The sequence below is a fragment of the Streptomyces sp. NPDC050164 genome, assembly GCF_044459945.1.
Taxonomy (GTDB): Bacteria; Actinomycetota; Actinomycetes; order Streptomycetales; family Streptomycetaceae; genus Streptomyces; species Streptomyces coeruleorubidus_A.
The window spans coordinates 165,267-181,053 of the sequence record NZ_JBITJK010000007.1 but is presented as its reverse complement, the minus strand read 5'-3'; the positions used below and the strand labels follow the sequence as shown (position 1 = coordinate 181,053).

The following is a 15,787-nucleotide window of genomic DNA, read 5'->3' as shown; positions in this document are numbered from 1 at the left end:
AACCGCACCCGCATGAGCGCGCCGCACGTGTCGCTCCCCGACCCGACGCACCTGCCCAACCTGCCCCACCTGCCACCCCCCGACCCGCTGACCTCGCCCCTCACCGGCTGGACCCGCGCCCACTGGGAGGCCATCGCCGACCGCCTCCTCGACGCCCTGACGCCCTACGCCTCCCCGGGCCTGGCCCAGTACCGGCTGCCCGGCCCGCCCAGCCACTCCGGGCCCTGGTCGGACGGACTGGAGGGCTTCGCCCGCTCCTTCCTGCTGGCCGCGTTCCGCATCGCCGGTTCGGGCGGGCAGGGCGTGCCCGGCCTGATCGAGCGGTACGCGGCCGGGCTCGCCGCCGGCACCGACCCGCGCGGCCCCGACCGCTGGCCGCCCATCACCGACCGGTCCCAGCCCATGGTGGAGGCCGCGTCCCTCGCGATCGCCCTGCACGAGACGCGGCCCTGGATCTGGGACCGGCTCGACGACCGGGTACGGCAGCGGATCGCCGACTGGCTGGGTGGCTTCGTCGGAGCCGTGGTCAACGACTCCAACTGGCGGCTGTTCCAGGTCATCACCGAGGAGTTCCTCGCCTCCGTCGGCGCCCCGCACAGCCGCAGCGAGATCGACGCGGGCCTGGCACGCCTGGAAGACTGGTACCGGGGCGACGGCTGGTACACCGACGGCGACGGCCGCAAGTTCGACTACTACAACGCCTGGGCGTTGCACCTGTACCCGGTCCTGTGGGCCCGTATCGCGGGGCCGCGCGCCGATCCCCGGCTGGTGGCGGAACACCGCACGCGCCTGCGGTCGTTCCTCCACGACCACCAGCACTTCTTCGGCGCCGACGGCGCGCCGGTCCACCAGGGCCGCTCCCTCACCTACCGGTTCGCGACGGCGGCCCCGCTGTGGGCGGGTGTCCTCGCCGACGCCACCCCGCTGCCGCCCGGGCGCACCCGCCGCCTGGCCTCCGGCGCGCTGAAGCACTTCGCCGAGCGCGGCGTGCCCGACGAGCACGGGCTGCTCACGCTCGGCTGGTACGGGCCCTTCCTCCCCGTCACCCAGCGGTACTCGGGCCCGGCCTCCCCGTACTGGGCGAGCAAGGCCTTCCTCGGCCTGCTCCTGCCAGCCGACCACCCCGTGTGGACGGCGCCCGAGGAACCCGGCCCGGTGGAGACGGCCGACGTGCACCTCGCGTTACCGGCCCCGGGCTGGCTGTTGCACTCCACCGCCGCCGACGGGATCGTCCGGCTCGTCAACCACGGCAGTGACCGACTGCCGCCGCCACCGGCAACGGCCGAGGACAGCCCGCACTACGCCCGCTTCGCCTACTCCAGTGCCACGGCCCCCGAGACACCGGCCGTACCCGACACGGGCCCCGACAACCACATCGCGCTGCTCGCCCCCGACGGCACACCCACCCCCCGCGGGCGCATCCACCCCCTCGGCGTCGAGGGCCCCCGGGCCGTCTCCTGGCACCGGGCCCTGCTCCCGGGCGACAGCGAAGGACACCGCATCGAGACGGTCAGCGTGGTGCACGGCCCCTGGGAGGTCCGGGTGCACCGCGTCGACGCGCCCCCCGGCACGCCCGTACGCGAGGGCGGCTGGGCCGTCGCCGACGACACCGCGTCACCGGCCGCCCGGACCGGCCCCGGCTGGGCACTGGCACGGCGCGCGGACGGCCTGACCAGCACGCTCGTCGGCCTGCACGGGTGGAGCGACGACGAGGGGGCGGTCGTAGCGGCCGTGGGCAGCAACGCGTACGGGCACCACTCGGCGACGCCGTTCCTGACGCTGCCGTCCCACCCCGGTGGTACGCGCCTGATGGTGACGCTGGTCGTGCTCAGTGCCGACCCGGTGGTGCACGCCCTGGTCGACGGGGCCCGGGTGTGGGCCGGAGCCGACGGGAGCGTGGAGATCCGCTTCCCCGACGGCACACGGGAGTCGGTGCCCTGAGAAACGCCGTGGGGGCGTGGCTCGACTGAGCCACGCCCCCACGGCGTCACGCGCGTCAGGCCTCCACGCGCCTGCGCGTCACCGCCTTCCTCAGCAGCGGCCAGGCCAGCAACAGCACGATCACCGCGTACACCGTCACCGCGAACGGCGTGTTGAACAGCCCCGTCACGCTGCCGTCGCTGATCTGGAGCGCGCGACGCAGCTGCTGTTCGGCGTTCGGGCCGAGGATCACGCCGATGACGGCGGGCAGCACCGGCAGCCCGTAGCGGCGCATGCCGAAACCGATCAGACCGATGATCAGCAGGATCACCAGGTCGATCACCTCACCGCCGACCGCGTACGCGCCGACCGCCGCGAAGAACATGATCCCGGCGTACAGGTACGGCCGCGGGATGCGCAGCAGCTTCGCCCACAGCGGTGCCAGCGGCAGGTTGAGCGCGAGCAGCAGCACCATGCCGACGAAGAGCGAGGCGATCAGGCCCCACACCAGGTCGGTTTCGCGCTCGAAGAGCAGCGGGCCGGGCTGGATGCCGTACTGCTGGAAGGCGGCCAGTATGACGGCCGCGACCGCCGTGGTCGGCAGGCCCAGGGTCAGCATCGACACCAGCGTGCCCGCCGCCGAGGCCGACGCCGCCGACTCCGGCCCGGCCACACCCTCGATGGCGCCCTTGCCCCACTCGTCCTTGTGCTTGGACAGGCGCTTCTCCGTCACGTACGACAGGAAGGTCGGGATCTCCGCGCCGCCCGCCGGGATCGTGCCGAACGGGAAACCGATGAACGGGCCGCGCAGCCACGACTTCCAGGTCCGGTTCACATTCCCGCGCCCCAGCCACGGACGCCCCACCGGGATCGGCTCCGCCGGGCTGCGCCGCAGGTGCGCCGCCACCCACAGGGCCTCGCCGATCGCGAACAGACCGACCGCGACGATCACCACGTCGATGCCGTCGGCCAGTTGGAGCGAGCCGAAGGTCAGACGCTGCTGGCCGGTCATCTGGTCCAGGCCCCACCAGGCCCAGCGTGAGGCCGATGAGCAGGGAGGCGAGGCCCCGGATGCGGGACGAGCCCAGCACCGACGTCACCGCGATGAACGCCAGCACCATGATGGCGAAGTAGTCCGGCGCGCCGATGTCGACGGCCAGTTCGGCGACCGTCGGCGCGAGCGCGACCAGCAGGATCGTGCCGATCAGGCCGCCCGCGAAGTGCCCGACGGCGGCCGCCGCCAGGGCCTGCGCGCCGCGCCCGGACTTGGCCATGGGGTTGCCCTCCATGGCCGCCACCACCGCCGCGCTCTCGCCGGGCGTGTTGAGCAGGATGGAGGTGGTCGAGCCGCCGAACATCGCGCCGTAGTAGATACCGGCGAACATGATGAACGCGCCGGTCGGTTCGAGCCCGTACGGCACCGGCAGCAGCAGCGCGACCGCCATCGCCGGGCCGATGCCGGGCAGCACGCCGATCGCCGTGCCGAGCAGCACGCCGATCGCCGTGCCGAGCAGCACGCCGATCACGGCCCACAGCAGGTTGACCGGGGTGAGGGCCGTACCGAAGCCGTCCAGAAGGGAGTTGAAGGCATCCATGTCACAGCACTCCCATCAGCGGACCGCCGGGCAGGGGCACTCCGAGCAGGTTGTTGAAGACGACATAGGTGACGAGGGACAGCCCGGCCGCGATGAGCGGATCGCGGTCGATCCTGCGGCTGCCGAGCGCGAACGCCGCACCCCAGAACAGCAGCGCGCCCGCGACCGGAAAGCCGAGCGGCTCGATCAGCACGGCCGAGCCGAGGAACACCCCGGCGAGCAGCAGCACCGTGCGCCAGTCGGCGGGTTCCGACAGGTCGATGTCCTCGCCGGTCTCGGCCTGGCCCCGGCCGCCGCGCAGCACGTCCACGGCGAGCAGGGCGGCGATCACCAGCAGGCCGGCGCCGACCACGACCGGCACGGTCTTCGGGCCGATCGGGCCGCGCTGGGCGATGTCGACGTCCATGGTGAGCGCGTCGGTCAGGACGAGCACGCCCAGCACCAGCAGCAGCGCGCACACGCCCAGTTCGGAGTGCTCCCGCAGCCACGAGCGCCGCTCGCTGCGCTCCGCGGGGGGAATGTCGGTGGTCTGCGTCGTCACAGTCCCAGCTCCTTCAGCACCGAAACCACGCGCTTGTCCTCGGCGTCGAGGAACGCGCCGAACTCCTCACCGGTCAGGAAGGCGTCGTCCCAGCCGTTCTGCTTCAGGGACTTGCGCCATTCGTCCGAGCCGTGCAGTTCCTCGAGCAGCCGCACGAGCTTGTCGCGCTCGCCGTCGGTCAGGCCGGGCGGGGCGACGATGCCGCGCCAGTTGGTGAAGTTCACGTCGTACCCGGCCTCCTTCAGCGTGGGCGCGTCCAGCCCCTCGACGCGCTCGGGGCCGGTGACCGCGAGGAGGCGCAGCTCGCCCGCCTTGATCTGGTCCAGGTACTCGCCGACGCCGGACACGCCGAAGGCGACCTTGTTGCCGAGGATCGACGCGAGCAGCTCGCCGCCGCCGTCGAACGGGATGTAGTTGACCTGCTTCGGGGGGATCCCGGCTGCCCGCGCCATCAGCATCGGCGCGAGGTGGTCGGGCCCGCCGGGCGACGAGCCGCCGCCCACCGGGAGCTTGCCCGGGTTCTCCTTCCAGGCGCCGATGAGATCGTCGATCGTCTTGTACGGGGAGTCCTTGGCGACCACGACGACGTCCTGCTCCTCGGTGAGCCGGGCGATCGGCGTGGTGTCGCCGAGCGTCTTCGGCGCGTCGTTGGAACGGACGGCGCCCACGACCCCGAGGCCCATGGACATGGCGAGCTTGCCGTTGCCGTGCTCGCTCACCAGCCGGCTCAGCCCGACCGTGCCGCCGGCGCCGGGCAGGTTGAACACCTCGATGTTGTGGGTCAGTTTGGCGTCCTCGGCGTTCTTCGCGGCCGTACGGGCCGTGATGTCGTAGCCTCCGCCGGGCGTGTTGGGGACCATGAAACGCAGGCCCGGGATCTGTGTGCCGGTCTCGGAGCCGCTGCCGGTGGTCAGCAGCGGTGGTCCGACGAGCACGAGCACGGCGGCCCCGAGCAGGGCGAGGGGAGTGCGCAGGCGCACGAGTGCCACCACCTGTCGGTACGTCGTTGCGGGTAGGTAAAGGCCCTGTGGGGGAGGGTGACGTGGGCCACATGCTGCACCGGACGCCGACGGCTGTCTCTCGTGCGGAACCAACGGAGGTTTTGGTCTTTGCGGTCACCGGACCGCAGGGGAGGTCGGGGCTCGCGGCGCGGACGCCGCGAGCCCTGCGGCTCACCGCGCGGGCGCGGCGCAGCCCACGTCCCGGGCCGGCAGGCGGCCCGTGGCGAGGTAGGCGTTGACCGTGTCGTCGACGCACGGCACGCCGTAGACGCCGTACACCGCGTGCTGGTCGGCGCCGGTCACGGTGATCAGGCGCGAGGAGGGCCACATGCCGCGGACCGCCCGGGCACCGTCGTAGTCGGTGCGCGGGTCCCCGGTGGCGTTGACCAGCAGGGCCGGCAGGTCGTCCCGGATCGCGGTCGGACGCTCGCGCGGCCGGTCCCAGAACGCGCACGGGCCGATGTTGTGCGTGACGGGCGCGAACAGCGGGTCCGCCGCCCGGGTGCGCTGCACGTCGCGCCAGTACACCTCCGGGTCGCGCGGAGCGGCACCGTCGCCGCAGAGGATCGCCGTCTGCACGCTGCCGTAGTGGGAGTCGGTGTCCGTGAGCACGAATTCGAGCACCCCGGCGAGCCACGGGGACGGCGTGACCCGCTGCCCCCGCGACGCCCGCAGCATGTCCCGGACGCCCTGCGCGAAGTCCCCGTAGGCCGCGTCGTTGTGCTGCGACAGGCCGTTGAAGGCGACGATCGGCATCACGTGCTCGTCCAGCCGGTGGTCGCCGAGCCGCAGCGGCGTTCGAGCCGCGGCCTTCCGGACGCGCTCCACGGTCGCCAGCACCTCGCCCCGTGTGCGGCCCAGCCCGTACGTCGCCTCACGGGCGGCGGCCCAGGAGGCCCAGCCCTCCAGCGCGCGGCGGTTGGCCCGCTCGACGCCCCGGAGCAGCCGGGGCCCGTACCGGTCCGGGTCGATCACCCCGTCCAGGACGACCCGGTCGGTCCGGCCCGGGAACATCGTGGCGTACACCTCGCCGAGGTAACTTCCGTACGAGTAGCCCAGGTAGGAGATCCGCCGCTCGCCGAGCGCGGCCCGGATGACGTCCATGTCGCGGGCGGTGTTGCGGGTGGTGGCGTGGGGCAGCACGTCGCCGGCGTGGGTGCGGCAGCGCCGGGCGAGGTCCTTCGAGAACGCGGCCATGCGGTCGAAGCCGGCCCGGTCCTCACCCGCCCCGCGCCACGCCGAGCTGGTCGGCCAGCGGCAGTCCAGCGGTGTGCTGCGGCCGACGAAACGGGGATCCACGCCGACCACGTCGTACCGGGCGGCGACGTCCTTCATCGCCTTGCGCACCCACGGCGCGTCGCCGAGGGACGTCCCGCCGGGGCCGCCGCCGTTGAGCAGCAGCGGGCCGACGCGGTGGGCGGTGTCGGTGGCGCGGATCCGGGATATCGCGACGGTGATCGTGCGGCCGCCGGGGTCCGAGTAGTCCAGCGGTACGGTCACGTCGGCGCAGCGGGCACCCGCCTGCCCCAGTTCCTTGCCGACCGTGTCGTCCGGTCCGAGCACGCAGCTCTTCCAGGTGAGGCGCTGGTCGTGGTAGCGGGCGAGGGCGTCGGGGCCGGGACTCGCCCCGGCCGTGGCGGGCAGCGCGGTCAAGGCGAGACCGGCGGCCGTCAGGGCGAGGGCGGCTCGCCTGGCGGCTCCCGGGAAGCGGGATAACACGGGTGGGTGTCCTTTCTGTCGCCGATGTCCCCTCGCGACTGGCAGGGACATGCCGGAGAGGGGTGTGGTGCGACAGAACGCTAGGGACGGGCCGACGCTCGATCACTCCGGCTGGCAGCCGCTTCGAGGTGGGGCAAGCCCCAGCACAGAGGCGGGGGAATGCCGTTTCCGTGGTGGGGACAACAACCGACATCTCGGCCCCGAGCTGGGACAATGCTCGGGCAGACCTTGTGCAGGTCGATGCAGGGGGTTGTCCAGACATTCGCTCACGCCTAGGGTCACCTTCCGAGCGCAAGCGCTTTCCAAGTGCTTCCCAAGCGTGTGTCCGCCGGCCGTCCGAGGAGCGCCGCATGTCCTTGTCCCCCACCCGCCGCCGCGTGGCTGTCGTCGGCACCGGAGCCATCGTCGGCGGCAGTCATCTGCCCGCGCTGCGGGCGCATTCCGACCGGGTGGAGCTGGTCGCCGCCGTCGACGTCGACCAGGAGCGCCTCGACGCCTTCCGCGAGCTGGCCGGCGGCCAGCTCGCCGGGTACACCTCGGTGGACGCGATGCTGGACGCCGTACGCCCCGACCTGGTCCTCATCGGGACGCCGCCCTCCCTGCACCGCGACCAGACGGTGGCCGCGCTGAAGGCGGGTGCCTGGGTGCTGTGCGAGAAGCCGCTCACCCTTTCGCTCGCCGAGTACGACGAGATCGCCGCCGCCGAGGAGGCCTCCGGGGCGTACGCGGCGGTCGTCTTCCAGCACCGCTACGGCTCCGGCGCGGTACACGCCCACGAGCTGCTCACGAGCGGCGAGCTGGGCGCCCCGCTGGTGGCGCACTGCCAGACCACCTGGCACCGGGACGCCGCCTACTACGCCGTGCCGTGGCGCGGCAAGTGGGCCAGCGAGGGCGGCGGGCCGACCATGGGCCACGGCATCCACCAGTACGACCTGCTGCTGCATCTGCTCGGCGAGTGGGAGGAGATCCGGGCGATGGCCGCCCGGCTCGTCCACGACACCGAGAGCGAGGACGTCTCCACCGCGCTGGTGCGTTTCAAGAGCGGCGCCCTCGCCACGGTCGTCAACAGCGTGCTGTCCCCGGACGAGGTGAGCCGTATCCGCATCGACTGCGCGGACGCCACGGTCGAGCTCACTCACCTGTACGGCCACACCAACGACAGCTGGGTCTACACCCCGGCCCCGCACGTCGGCTCCGACCGGGCCACCGCCTGGCGCACCCCCGCCAACGACGTGCCCAGCTCGCACACCGCCCAGCTGGGCGCTCTCCTCGACGCCTACGACAACGGCACTCGGCCACCGGGCAGCGGCCAGGACGCCCGCGCCACCCTCGAGTTCGCCGCCGCCCTGTACAAGGCGGCGTTCACCGGCCGCTCCGTGCACGCGGGCGAGATCGGTCCCGGCGACCCCTTCTACGAGGCCATGCACGGCGAGTACCCCGACTGGGCCCCCAAGGAGCGCGCATGAGCATCCGAGTCACCCACACCCACGGTGAGGACATCGCCGTCACGGCGGCGAACGGCACGGAGATCCTCCGCTACGTCTACCGCCCCGACCCGGATCCCTTCGAGTCCCGTAAGCCGTACGCCCACCCGGTGCGCACCCTGTCCGGCCGCACGGTCACCGGCTACCGCCCGAACGACCACCGCTGGCACAAGGGCCTCCAGATGACCGCGAGCCATCTCTCCGGCCAGAACTTCTGGGGCGGCAACTGCTACGTCCACGGCCAGGGCTATCTGCGCCTGCCCGAGCGCGTCGGCTCCATGCGGCACGACGGCTTCTCCGCGTTCACGGTCGAGGACGACCGGCTCGCCTTCACCGAGGAGCTCACCTGGGTCGAGAACGGCGGCGAGGAGTGGGCGCGCGAGGTGCGGGGGCTGACCGTCCACTCGGTGGACGAGGAGGCCGGCGCCTGGGCCCTGGACTGGTCGATCCGCCTCACCAACGTCCGTTCCGAGCCCCTGGCCTTCGGCTCCCCGACCACCGCGGGCCGCGAGATGGCCGGCTACACCGGACTGCAGTGGCGCGGTCCGCGCGACTTCACCGGCGGCACGGTCTTCGCCCCGGACACCGACGCCGACGCGGGCAAGCTCATGGGCACCCAGGGCCCCTGGCTCGCCTTCACCACCGAGCACGACGACGTCGACGGCCACTCCACCCTCGTCTTCGCGCACGCGCCCGAGAACCTCGACGAGACGTCCGCGATCCAAGAGTCGCACTGGTTCGTGCGTTCCGAGCCCTTCCCGACGGTCGCCTTCTCCTGGGCGTTCTTCGAGGAGTTCGAACTCCCGCCGGGCGAGTCCTTCGCCTACCGCTACCGGCTCGTCGTCGCCGACGGCGCCTGGGACCGGGACCGGGTCGGTACGCACCTGGAGGGCCTGCCGTGGTGAACGAAGCGAAGCCCGCCCTGCCGCACCCGCTGCCCGGCGCGATCGGCCTGTCCCATCTGAGCGCCTACGACTGGGAGGCCGCCGACGGCGTCTGCGGCGGCAGCCCGCATCTGCACCTGGTCTGCACCGAGGCGTACGTCGTCACCGGCGGCCGGGGCGCGGTCCAGACGCTGAGCCCCGACGGCTACCGGGACATCCCCCTCGAAGCCGGCTCCATCGCCTGGTTCACGCCGGGCACCGTGCACCGCATGGTGCAGGGCGGCGATCTGCGCATCACCGTGCTGATGCAGAACAGCGGCCTGCCCGAGGCCGGGGACGCCGTGTTCACCTTCCCGCCCGAGGTGCTCGCCGACCCCGACAAGTACGCCGCCGCGGCGACGCTGCCGCCCGGCACCGGACCGGAGACGGCGGCGGCCGCCCAGCGCCGCCGGGACCTCGCCGTGCAGGGCTACCTGCCCCTGCGCGAGGCGCTCGTCGCCGGCGACAACGGCCCCTACCTGGAGTTCCAGCGGGCCGCCGCCCGGATCGTGCGCGACAAGGTGCCCACCTGGCGCGCCCTGTGGCGGGCGGGCGCCCTGGCCACCGCGGAACGCACCGGCGCCCAGCTCGACGCACTGGCCGGCGGCGAGCCCGCCTACCTCGGCGAGGCCACCGCCTACGAGGCCGCGCCCACCCGGCTCGGCGGCTTCGGCATGTGCGGCAGGCGGGACGAGTACAACCTGCCCGGGACGACGCTGCCGTACCAGGGCGAGTAACAGAGCAGGGGGGCCGAGGGGGGCCGACAGAGAGTCCGAGGAAAGGAGAGGTGACCTCGGCATGCCCGGACACAGGACAAAGGGGTTCTGCGCGTCGGCCGCCGCACTGGCACTGTGTGCCGTGCTGGCGGGCTGCGGAGGATCCGGGGAATCGGCCGGCGGCGGCAAGGTCGTGCTGCGCTACACGTGGTGGGGTAACCCCGACCGCGCGGAACGCACCGAGCAGGCCGTCGCGCTGTTCGAGAAACAGCATCCGGACGTCGATGTGACGACGTCGTTCTCCGGCTACGACGCCTACAAGCAGAAGCTCGCCACCCAGGCCGCCGGCGGAGACGCGCCGGACGTGATGCAGCTGGACTACCGCCAGATCGACCAGTACGCCTCCGGCGGCGTCCTGCTCGACCTGGCGAAGCAGAAGGCCGTACTGCGCACCTCCGAGATCGACCAGGGCCTGCTCGCCACCGGCCGTGTGGACGACGTCCAGTACGCGATCCCGCAGGGCCGCGGCACCGAGACCGTCGCCTACGACGTCGGGACCTGGAAGAAGTCGGGCGTGCCCCTCCCCGGCAAGAGCTGGACCTGGAGCCAGTGGGCCGACACCATGCGGGCCCTGGCCAAGAAAACCGGCAAGCCCGGCGCGACCGACCCCGGCCAGAGCGAGGACGCCTTCGAGGTCTGGCTGCGCGGGCAGGGCAAGTCCCTCTACACCGAGGGCGGCGGCCTCGGCTTCACCGCCGACGACCTCACCCGCTGGTGGACGTTCACCGACAAACTGCGCCGCGAGGGCGCCGTCTCGCCCGCCGAGCAGACCACCCAGCTCGACGGCTCCGTCGAGAACACCCCGCTCGGCCGCGGCACATCCGTCACCGACGCCAACTGGGACGCCCCGGCCAGCGGCTTCCTCGCCCTCGTCAAGGGCGGCGTCGCCCTCGCCCCCATGCCGTCCGGCGAGGACGGCACCCCCGGCCAGTACTTCAAGCCGTCCATGTTCGTCGGAGTCTCCGCGAACACCGCCCATCCCAAGGAGGCGGCGCAGCTCGTCGACTTCCTCGTCAACGACCGGCAGGCCGCGAAGATCCTCGGCGCGAGCCGCGGCATCCCCGTCAACGAGCAGGTCCGCGACGAGATCGGCCCGCAGCTCAAGGACTTCGACAAGACCATCGCCGACTTCCAGGCGTCCCTGGAGGGCAAGCTCAAGTACCCGCCCCAGGCGCCGCCCTCGGGCGACAACGCCCTCCAGACCACCTTCCAGCGCGACTACGACCAGGTGTCCTACGCGCGCATGTCGCCCCGCGAGGCGGCCGAGAACTACGTCACCGAGGCGAAGGCGGAGCTGAGGTCATGACCACCACCGCGATCCCCACGGAGACCAAACGCGTCACCGCCACCGCCCCGAAGCGCCGCCCCAAGCGCGAACGCGAGGGCGCCGCCTGGGTGTTCCTGTCCCCATGGGTCCTCGGCGCGATCGTCCTGACACTGCTGCCGATGGCCGTGTCGCTGTACCTGTCGTTCACCGACTACGACCTGTTCAACCCGCCGAAGTGGGTGGGCCTGCGCAACTACGTGCAGATGTTCACCGAGGACCCGCGCTACTGGCGCTCGGTCGTGACGACGGTGACGTACGTCGTCATCGCCGTGCCCCTGCAACTGGCCCTCGCCCTGGTCGTCGCGCTCGCCCTGAAGGGCATGAAGCGCGGCAAGGCCTTCTACCGTTCCGCCTTCTACGCCCCCTCGCTGCTCGGCGCGTCGATGTCCATCGCCCTCGTCTGGCGTGCGGTCTTCAACGACGGCGGCACGGTGGACAACCTGTTCGGCACCGGCGGCTGGGTCAACAAGCCCGGCTGGGCGCTGGTCGCCGTGGCCTTGCTGACGGTGTGGCAGTTCGGCGCGCCGATGGTCATCTTCCTCGCCGGTCTCCAGCAGATCCCCGCCGAGCTGTACGAGGCGGCGGCGGTCGACGGGGCCGGGAAGTGGCGGCAGTTCCTGTCCGTCACCGTGCCGATGCTGTCCCCGGTGCTGTTCTTCAACCTGGTCCTCCAGACCATCCAGGCCTTCCAGGTGTTCACGCCCGCCTTCGCGGTCAGCGCGGGCAAGGGCGGGCCGGCCGACTCGACCCTCGTCTACACCATGTACCTCTACGACCGCGGCTTCGTCGCCTCCCACATGGGCTACGCCTCCGCCATGGCCTGGGTGCTGCTCCTCGTGATCGGTGTGGTCACGGCGGTGCTGTTCCGCACTTCGCGCTCCTGGGTCTTCTACGCCTCCGAGGGGGACCGATGACCTCGACCGCCGTTTCCCACAAGCCCGTCCGATGGGGCCGGGTCGCCGTCCACCTCGGCTGCCTGGCCGCGCTGCTGGTCATGCTGTACCCGCTGGCGTGGCTGCTGGCCACCTCGCTCAAGCCCGCCGACGAGGTCATCGCGAGCCTCGACCTGCTGCCCAGCCACCTGGAGTGGTCGAACTACTCCACCGCCATGGAGGGCGTCAACGACGTCTCCATCTGGCGGCTGCTCACCAACTCCCTGCTGATCGCCGGCGGTGCGGTCCTCGGCAACGTCATCAGCTGCTCGCTCGCCGCCTATGCCTTCGCACGCCTCAGGTTCCGGCTGCGCGGGCCGCTGTTCGCCTTCATGATCGCCACGATCATGCTGCCGCACCACGCGGTGCTGATCCCGCAGTACATCATCTTCAACCAGCTCGGCCTGGTGAACACCTACTGGCCGCTGATCCTGCCGAAGTTCCTCGCTACCGAGGCGTTCTTCGTCTTCCTCATCGTGCAGTTCATGCGGGGCCTGCCGCGCGAGTTGGAGGAGGCGGCCCGGATCGACGGCTGCGGGCCCTTCCGCAGCTTCTTCCAGGTCGTGCTGCCGCTCACCCGGCCGGCCCTGATCACCACCGCCATCTTCACCTTCATCTGGACGTGGAACGACTTCTTCACCCAGCTCATCTACCTGTTCGACCCGGACAAGTTCACGCTGACCCTCGCGCTGCGCTCCTTCGTGGACGCCTCCAGCACCTCCGCGTTCGGCCCGATGTTCGCGATGTCGGTGATCGCGCTGCTGCCGATCGTGCTGTTCTTCCTCGCCTTCCAGCGCTTCCTGGTGGAGGGCATGGCCAGCTCCGGACTGAAGGGGTGAGCGGGATGCGGACACGCGAGGCCGGTGAGGTGTTCGGGCCGCGCATGACGCTGTTCGCGGACGTGCTGAGCGTCGGCCTCGCCACGTCGGTGGCCTGCCTGCCGCTGGTGACCGCACCGGCCGCGCTGTCGACGGCGTGTGCCGTACTGCGCGGCGCCGGACAGGACCGACCCGTCACGGCCGGGCGGTACGTCCTCCTGCTGCGGCAACGGCTGCGGGCCGGTGACCTGCTGGCGGGGGCCGTCGCCATGGCGGGTCTGCTGCTGCTCGCGGCCGACCTGGCGCTGGCCGGGGCCGGGCTGCCCGGAGCGCCGCTGTTCGCGGTGGCCGCCGCCGCCATCGGCGCCTGCGCTGCGGTCGTCGGCCTGCGGGCCTGCGCACGCCCCGAGTCGGTCACCGACTGGCGTGCGGCGGTGCGCGGGGCCGCCCGGGACGCGGCGGCGGACGTGGGCGGCAGCGGACTGGTCCTGCTCGCCGTGGCGACGGCCGCGCTGTGCGCCTGGATGCTGCTGCCCCTGGCCTTCCTGGCCCCGGGGCCGCTGGCGCTGGCGCTCACCGCCGTCGACGTACGCCGGTCCGCTGCTGTTTCCCTGCAATAGCCAAGAGTTAAGGGGCTATTGGGGCACTTCAGGTGTAAGCGCCATCAGGAGATGGTCATCTTTTTGTCATGAACCTGCGGCTCGATGGGCGGGCCGCAGTCTCATGGAGGTGTGGGATGCACCGAAGACTCGCAACCTGTCTTGCCACCTCAACTCTGGCCCTCGTCACCGTCGTCGGCACCGCCACCGCCGCGAGTGCCGCTCCCGCCGACAAGCCCCAGGTGCTCGCGAGCTGGACGCAGACCAGCGCGTCGAGCTACAACGCCTGGGCCGCCGCCCGTGCGAACCAGGCCGCCTGGGGGGCGTACGCCTTCGACTGGTCGACCGACCACTGCTCCTCCTCGCCGGACAACCCGTTCGGCTTCCCCTTCTCGATGTCCTGCGTCCGGCACGACTTCGGCTACCGCAACTACAAGGCCGCAGGCACGTTCAGCGCCAACAAGTCCCGTCTCGACAGCGCCTTCCACGAGGACCTCAAACGGATCTGCGCCGCCTACACCGGCGGCACGAAGAACGCGTGCGACAGCACGGCGTGGACGTATTACCAGGCCGTGAGGGTCTTGGGCTGACGGTTCGTCGGTACGGTGGTGCCGGGCGTGGGGCATGGGCTTCGCGCCCGGCCGATCGCTGTCTCACCGCCGTAGGGAGGCGCCGATGCCGATGCGCGGCCAGGAACGGGCCGCGGTGAGGAGCGCCTGCGTCCTGGCTGACGGAGTGGCCGCTGCCGCTGCCGCCGCCAGGGCCGCCGCGGCGCTCGCGATGCCGAGGACCGCGCCCGCGGCCACGTCGCCCGGGTAGTGCACGCCGGTGTGGATACGGGAGTAGCCGACGGCGCTCGCCAGTGCCCCGAGCGGCACCGCGGCGGGCGGCAGGACCACACCGACGGCGGTGGCGAACGCGACCGCCGACGCCGTGTGCCCGGACGGGAACGAGGCCGACGTCGGCATCGGAACGTGCCGGTCCACCGTCACCCGGGCCGCCTCCCGGTCCGGCCGGGCCCGGCGCACCAAGCGCTTGCCCAGCAGGTTCGCGGAGGCCGAGGCCACGGCGATCGCCCCGACACCGGCGAAGGCGGCCCTGCGCGGCCGCTTCCCGCCCAGCGCCAGGGCCGCGGCGATGGCGAACGAGATCTTGGAGTGGTCGGCCGCGTGCGACAGATGGCGCAGTGTCCGGTCGAGCGTGGGCGTGGGAGTGGCGGCCACCGCCGCGTACAGGGCGCCGTCCACGGCCCTGAGATCGCCCATCACGGCGCCCAGGAGCCGGCCGGGCCCGCCCGAGGGCTTCCCGTCCTTCGGGAGCGGACGAAGGGCGTCCTCGCCTGTGGTCGTCGGATCGGTCATGTGCTTCTCCCCGCAGTGGCCTTCCCCAGCAAGGTACCGGCTCACGCCGGGCGCACGCTCGGCACCCCCGCGAGCCGGTACCTGACGAGTGCCCATGTCGGGCGACTGAACCCTCTGCTGAACTACAGGGCATGACGTCTCTGCCACGCCGGGTCCTGCGCGCACTCGACCGTTTCCACGCCGCCCATCCCTGGGACCACAACGCCCACTTCCACCGCTGGATCCTGCGGCAGCTCCCCAGGCGTGTCGGAAGCGCCCTGGAGGTGGGGTGCGGCAGCGGTGATCTCGCCCGGCTGCTGGCCGGCCGCGCCGAGCGGGTGCACGGGGTCGACGCCGACCCGGAGATCACGGCCCGGGCGCGGGAGCTGACCCCCACGGCGGTTCCGGTGACGTACACCGTGGCCGACGCGCCGGCCGGGCTTCCCGACGGTCCGCACGACGTCATCACCTGCGTCGCCGTGGTCCACCACCTGCCGTTCACGCAGGCTCTCGAGGCCTTCCGCGACCGTCTGGCACCCGGCGGCACGCTGGTGATCGTCGGTGTGTCCCGGGAGCGGACGCCCGCCGACCACCTGCTCTCGGTCGCGTCCATCCCACTCAACATCGTCATGGCCCTGCTCAAGAACCGGGGCCGCCCGGCGCCTCGCCCCGTCTCGATGACGGCCCGCACCAGTCCGGCGGACATGGCCTTCCCGGAGATCGTCCGCGCGACCCGGGCCGTCCTGCCCGGCGCACGCCTGCGCCGCCGCCTGTTCTGGCGCTACACGCTGGTGTGGCGCCGGCGCTGACCA

At 72.2% G+C, this 15,787-nt stretch carries 14 protein-coding genes and 1 pseudogene; 10 read left to right on the top strand and 5 right to left on the bottom strand.

The annotated features are described in order from the left end of the window. The first annotated feature begins 12 nt into the window (after positions 1–12). Positions 13–1,941: a DUF2264 domain-containing protein gene (locus ACIBNA_RS14070; RefSeq protein ID WP_399165460.1), complete on the top strand. Its 1,929-nt coding sequence runs from the start codon at positions 13–15 to the stop codon at positions 1,939–1,941. Between the two features lie 55 nt (positions 1,942–1,996). Here the strand turns inward: ACIBNA_RS14070 and ACIBNA_RS14065 are convergent. The 4 genes and pseudogenes from ACIBNA_RS14065 to ACIBNA_RS14050 all read right to left on the bottom strand — a co-directional run bounded on the left by ACIBNA_RS14065 (position 1,997) and on the right by ACIBNA_RS14050 (position 6,776). Then, positions 1,997–3,515 (bottom strand): annotated as a pseudogene (locus ACIBNA_RS14065) (tripartite tricarboxylate transporter permease). Between the two features lies 1 nt (position 3,516). After that, complete coding sequence (locus ACIBNA_RS14060) at positions 3,517–4,056, bottom strand: tripartite tricarboxylate transporter TctB family protein (RefSeq protein ID WP_399165459.1); 540 nt, start codon at positions 4,054–4,056, stop codon at positions 3,517–3,519. Then, entirely contained in the window at positions 4,053–5,036 is a 984-nt protein-coding gene (locus ACIBNA_RS14055) for a Bug family tripartite tricarboxylate transporter substrate binding protein (RefSeq protein WP_399165503.1), read from the bottom strand. Before ACIBNA_RS14055 ends, ACIBNA_RS14060 begins: the two co-directional genes overlap by 4 nt. A 192-nt stretch (positions 5,037–5,228) precedes the next feature. Then, the gene (locus ACIBNA_RS14050; protein WP_399165458.1) at positions 5,229–6,776 is read right to left on the bottom strand and encodes an alpha/beta hydrolase; all 1,548 of its coding nucleotides are present in this window, start codon (positions 6,774–6,776) and stop codon (positions 5,229–5,231) included. A gap of 350 nt (positions 6,777–7,126) precedes the next feature. Here ACIBNA_RS14050 and ACIBNA_RS14045 point away from each other — a divergent pair, with 350 nt between their 5' ends. The 8 genes from ACIBNA_RS14045 (at position 7,127) to ACIBNA_RS14010 (ending at position 14,225) form a co-directional block, all read left to right on the top strand. Continuing rightward, positions 7,127–8,242 (top strand): Gfo/Idh/MocA family protein, encoded by a 1,116-nt coding sequence (locus ACIBNA_RS14045; RefSeq protein WP_399165457.1) that lies wholly within the window; start codon positions 7,127–7,129, stop codon positions 8,240–8,242. Next, entirely contained in the window at positions 8,239–9,165 is a 927-nt protein-coding gene (locus ACIBNA_RS14040) for a PmoA family protein (RefSeq protein ID WP_399165456.1), read from the top strand. The genes ACIBNA_RS14045 and ACIBNA_RS14040 overlap by 4 nt, the downstream gene beginning before the upstream one ends. Then, positions 9,159–9,920: a cupin gene (locus tag ACIBNA_RS14035; protein WP_399165454.1), complete on the top strand. Its 762-nt coding sequence runs from the start codon at positions 9,159–9,161 to the stop codon at positions 9,918–9,920. Before ACIBNA_RS14040 ends, ACIBNA_RS14035 begins: the two co-directional genes overlap by 7 nt. 61 nt (positions 9,921–9,981) lie before the next feature. After that, on the top strand, positions 9,982–11,265 hold the full coding sequence (locus ACIBNA_RS14030; RefSeq protein ID WP_399165453.1) for an ABC transporter substrate-binding protein: 1,284 nt from the start codon (positions 9,982–9,984) through the stop codon (positions 11,263–11,265). Further along, on the top strand, positions 11,262–12,200 hold the full coding sequence (locus tag ACIBNA_RS14025) for a carbohydrate ABC transporter permease (RefSeq protein WP_399165452.1): 939 nt from the start codon (positions 11,262–11,264) through the stop codon (positions 12,198–12,200). Before ACIBNA_RS14030 ends, ACIBNA_RS14025 begins: the two co-directional genes overlap by 4 nt. Beyond that, the gene (locus tag ACIBNA_RS14020) at positions 12,197–13,057 is read left to right on the top strand and encodes a carbohydrate ABC transporter permease (protein ID WP_351411448.1); all 861 of its coding nucleotides are present in this window, start codon (positions 12,197–12,199) and stop codon (positions 13,055–13,057) included. Before ACIBNA_RS14025 ends, ACIBNA_RS14020 begins: the two co-directional genes overlap by 4 nt. Before the next feature lie 5 nt (positions 13,058–13,062). Continuing rightward, on the top strand, positions 13,063–13,656 hold the full coding sequence (locus ACIBNA_RS14015) for a hypothetical protein (protein WP_399165450.1): 594 nt from the start codon (positions 13,063–13,065) through the stop codon (positions 13,654–13,656). 116 nt (positions 13,657–13,772) lie between these two features. Continuing rightward, positions 13,773–14,225 carry a phospholipase gene (locus tag ACIBNA_RS14010; RefSeq protein WP_399165449.1) on the top strand — a complete coding sequence of 151 codons (453 nt, stop codon included), beginning with the start codon at positions 13,773–13,775 and terminating at the stop codon, positions 14,223–14,225. Positions 14,226–14,288: 63 nt separating this feature from the next. On the opposite strand, the gene ACIBNA_RS14005 is transcribed toward ACIBNA_RS14010, so the two are convergent. Beyond that, a complete protein-coding gene (locus ACIBNA_RS14005; protein WP_399165448.1) occupies positions 14,289–14,996 on the bottom strand; it encodes a phosphatase PAP2 family protein in 708 nt (235 codons plus the stop codon). Positions 14,997–15,127: 131 nt separating this feature from the next. Between ACIBNA_RS14005 and ACIBNA_RS14000 the strand changes: the two genes are divergently transcribed. Then, on the top strand, positions 15,128–15,784 hold the full coding sequence (locus ACIBNA_RS14000; protein WP_399165447.1) for a class I SAM-dependent methyltransferase: 657 nt from the start codon (positions 15,128–15,130) through the stop codon (positions 15,782–15,784). Positions 15,785–15,787 lie beyond the last annotated feature (3 nt).

Bases quoted from the DNA above. Each gene is read 5' to 3' on its own strand.
- ACIBNA_RS14005 (WP_399165448.1), bottom strand. From the start codon at position 14,996: ATGACCGATCCGACGACCACAGGCGAGGACGCCCTTCGTCCGCTCCCG.
- ACIBNA_RS14070 (WP_399165460.1), top strand. From the start codon at position 13: ATGAGCGCGCCGCACGTGTCGCTCCCCGACCCGACGCACCTGCCCAAC.
- ACIBNA_RS14020 (WP_351411448.1), top strand. From the start codon at position 12,197: ATGACCTCGACCGCCGTTTCCCACAAGCCCGTCCGATGGGGCCGGGTC.
- ACIBNA_RS14025 (WP_399165452.1), top strand. From the start codon at position 11,262: ATGACCACCACCGCGATCCCCACGGAGACCAAACGCGTCACCGCCACC.
- ACIBNA_RS14040 (WP_399165456.1), top strand. From the start codon at position 8,239: ATGAGCATCCGAGTCACCCACACCCACGGTGAGGACATCGCCGTCACG.
- ACIBNA_RS14000 (WP_399165447.1), top strand. From the start codon at position 15,128: ATGACGTCTCTGCCACGCCGGGTCCTGCGCGCACTCGACCGTTTCCAC.
- ACIBNA_RS14010 (WP_399165449.1), top strand. From the start codon at position 13,773: ATGCACCGAAGACTCGCAACCTGTCTTGCCACCTCAACTCTGGCCCTC.
- ACIBNA_RS14015 (WP_399165450.1), top strand. From the start codon at position 13,063: ATGCGGACACGCGAGGCCGGTGAGGTGTTCGGGCCGCGCATGACGCTG.
- ACIBNA_RS14045 (WP_399165457.1), top strand. From the start codon at position 7,127: ATGTCCTTGTCCCCCACCCGCCGCCGCGTGGCTGTCGTCGGCACCGGA.
- ACIBNA_RS14030 (WP_399165453.1), top strand. From the start codon at position 9,982: ATGCCCGGACACAGGACAAAGGGGTTCTGCGCGTCGGCCGCCGCACTG.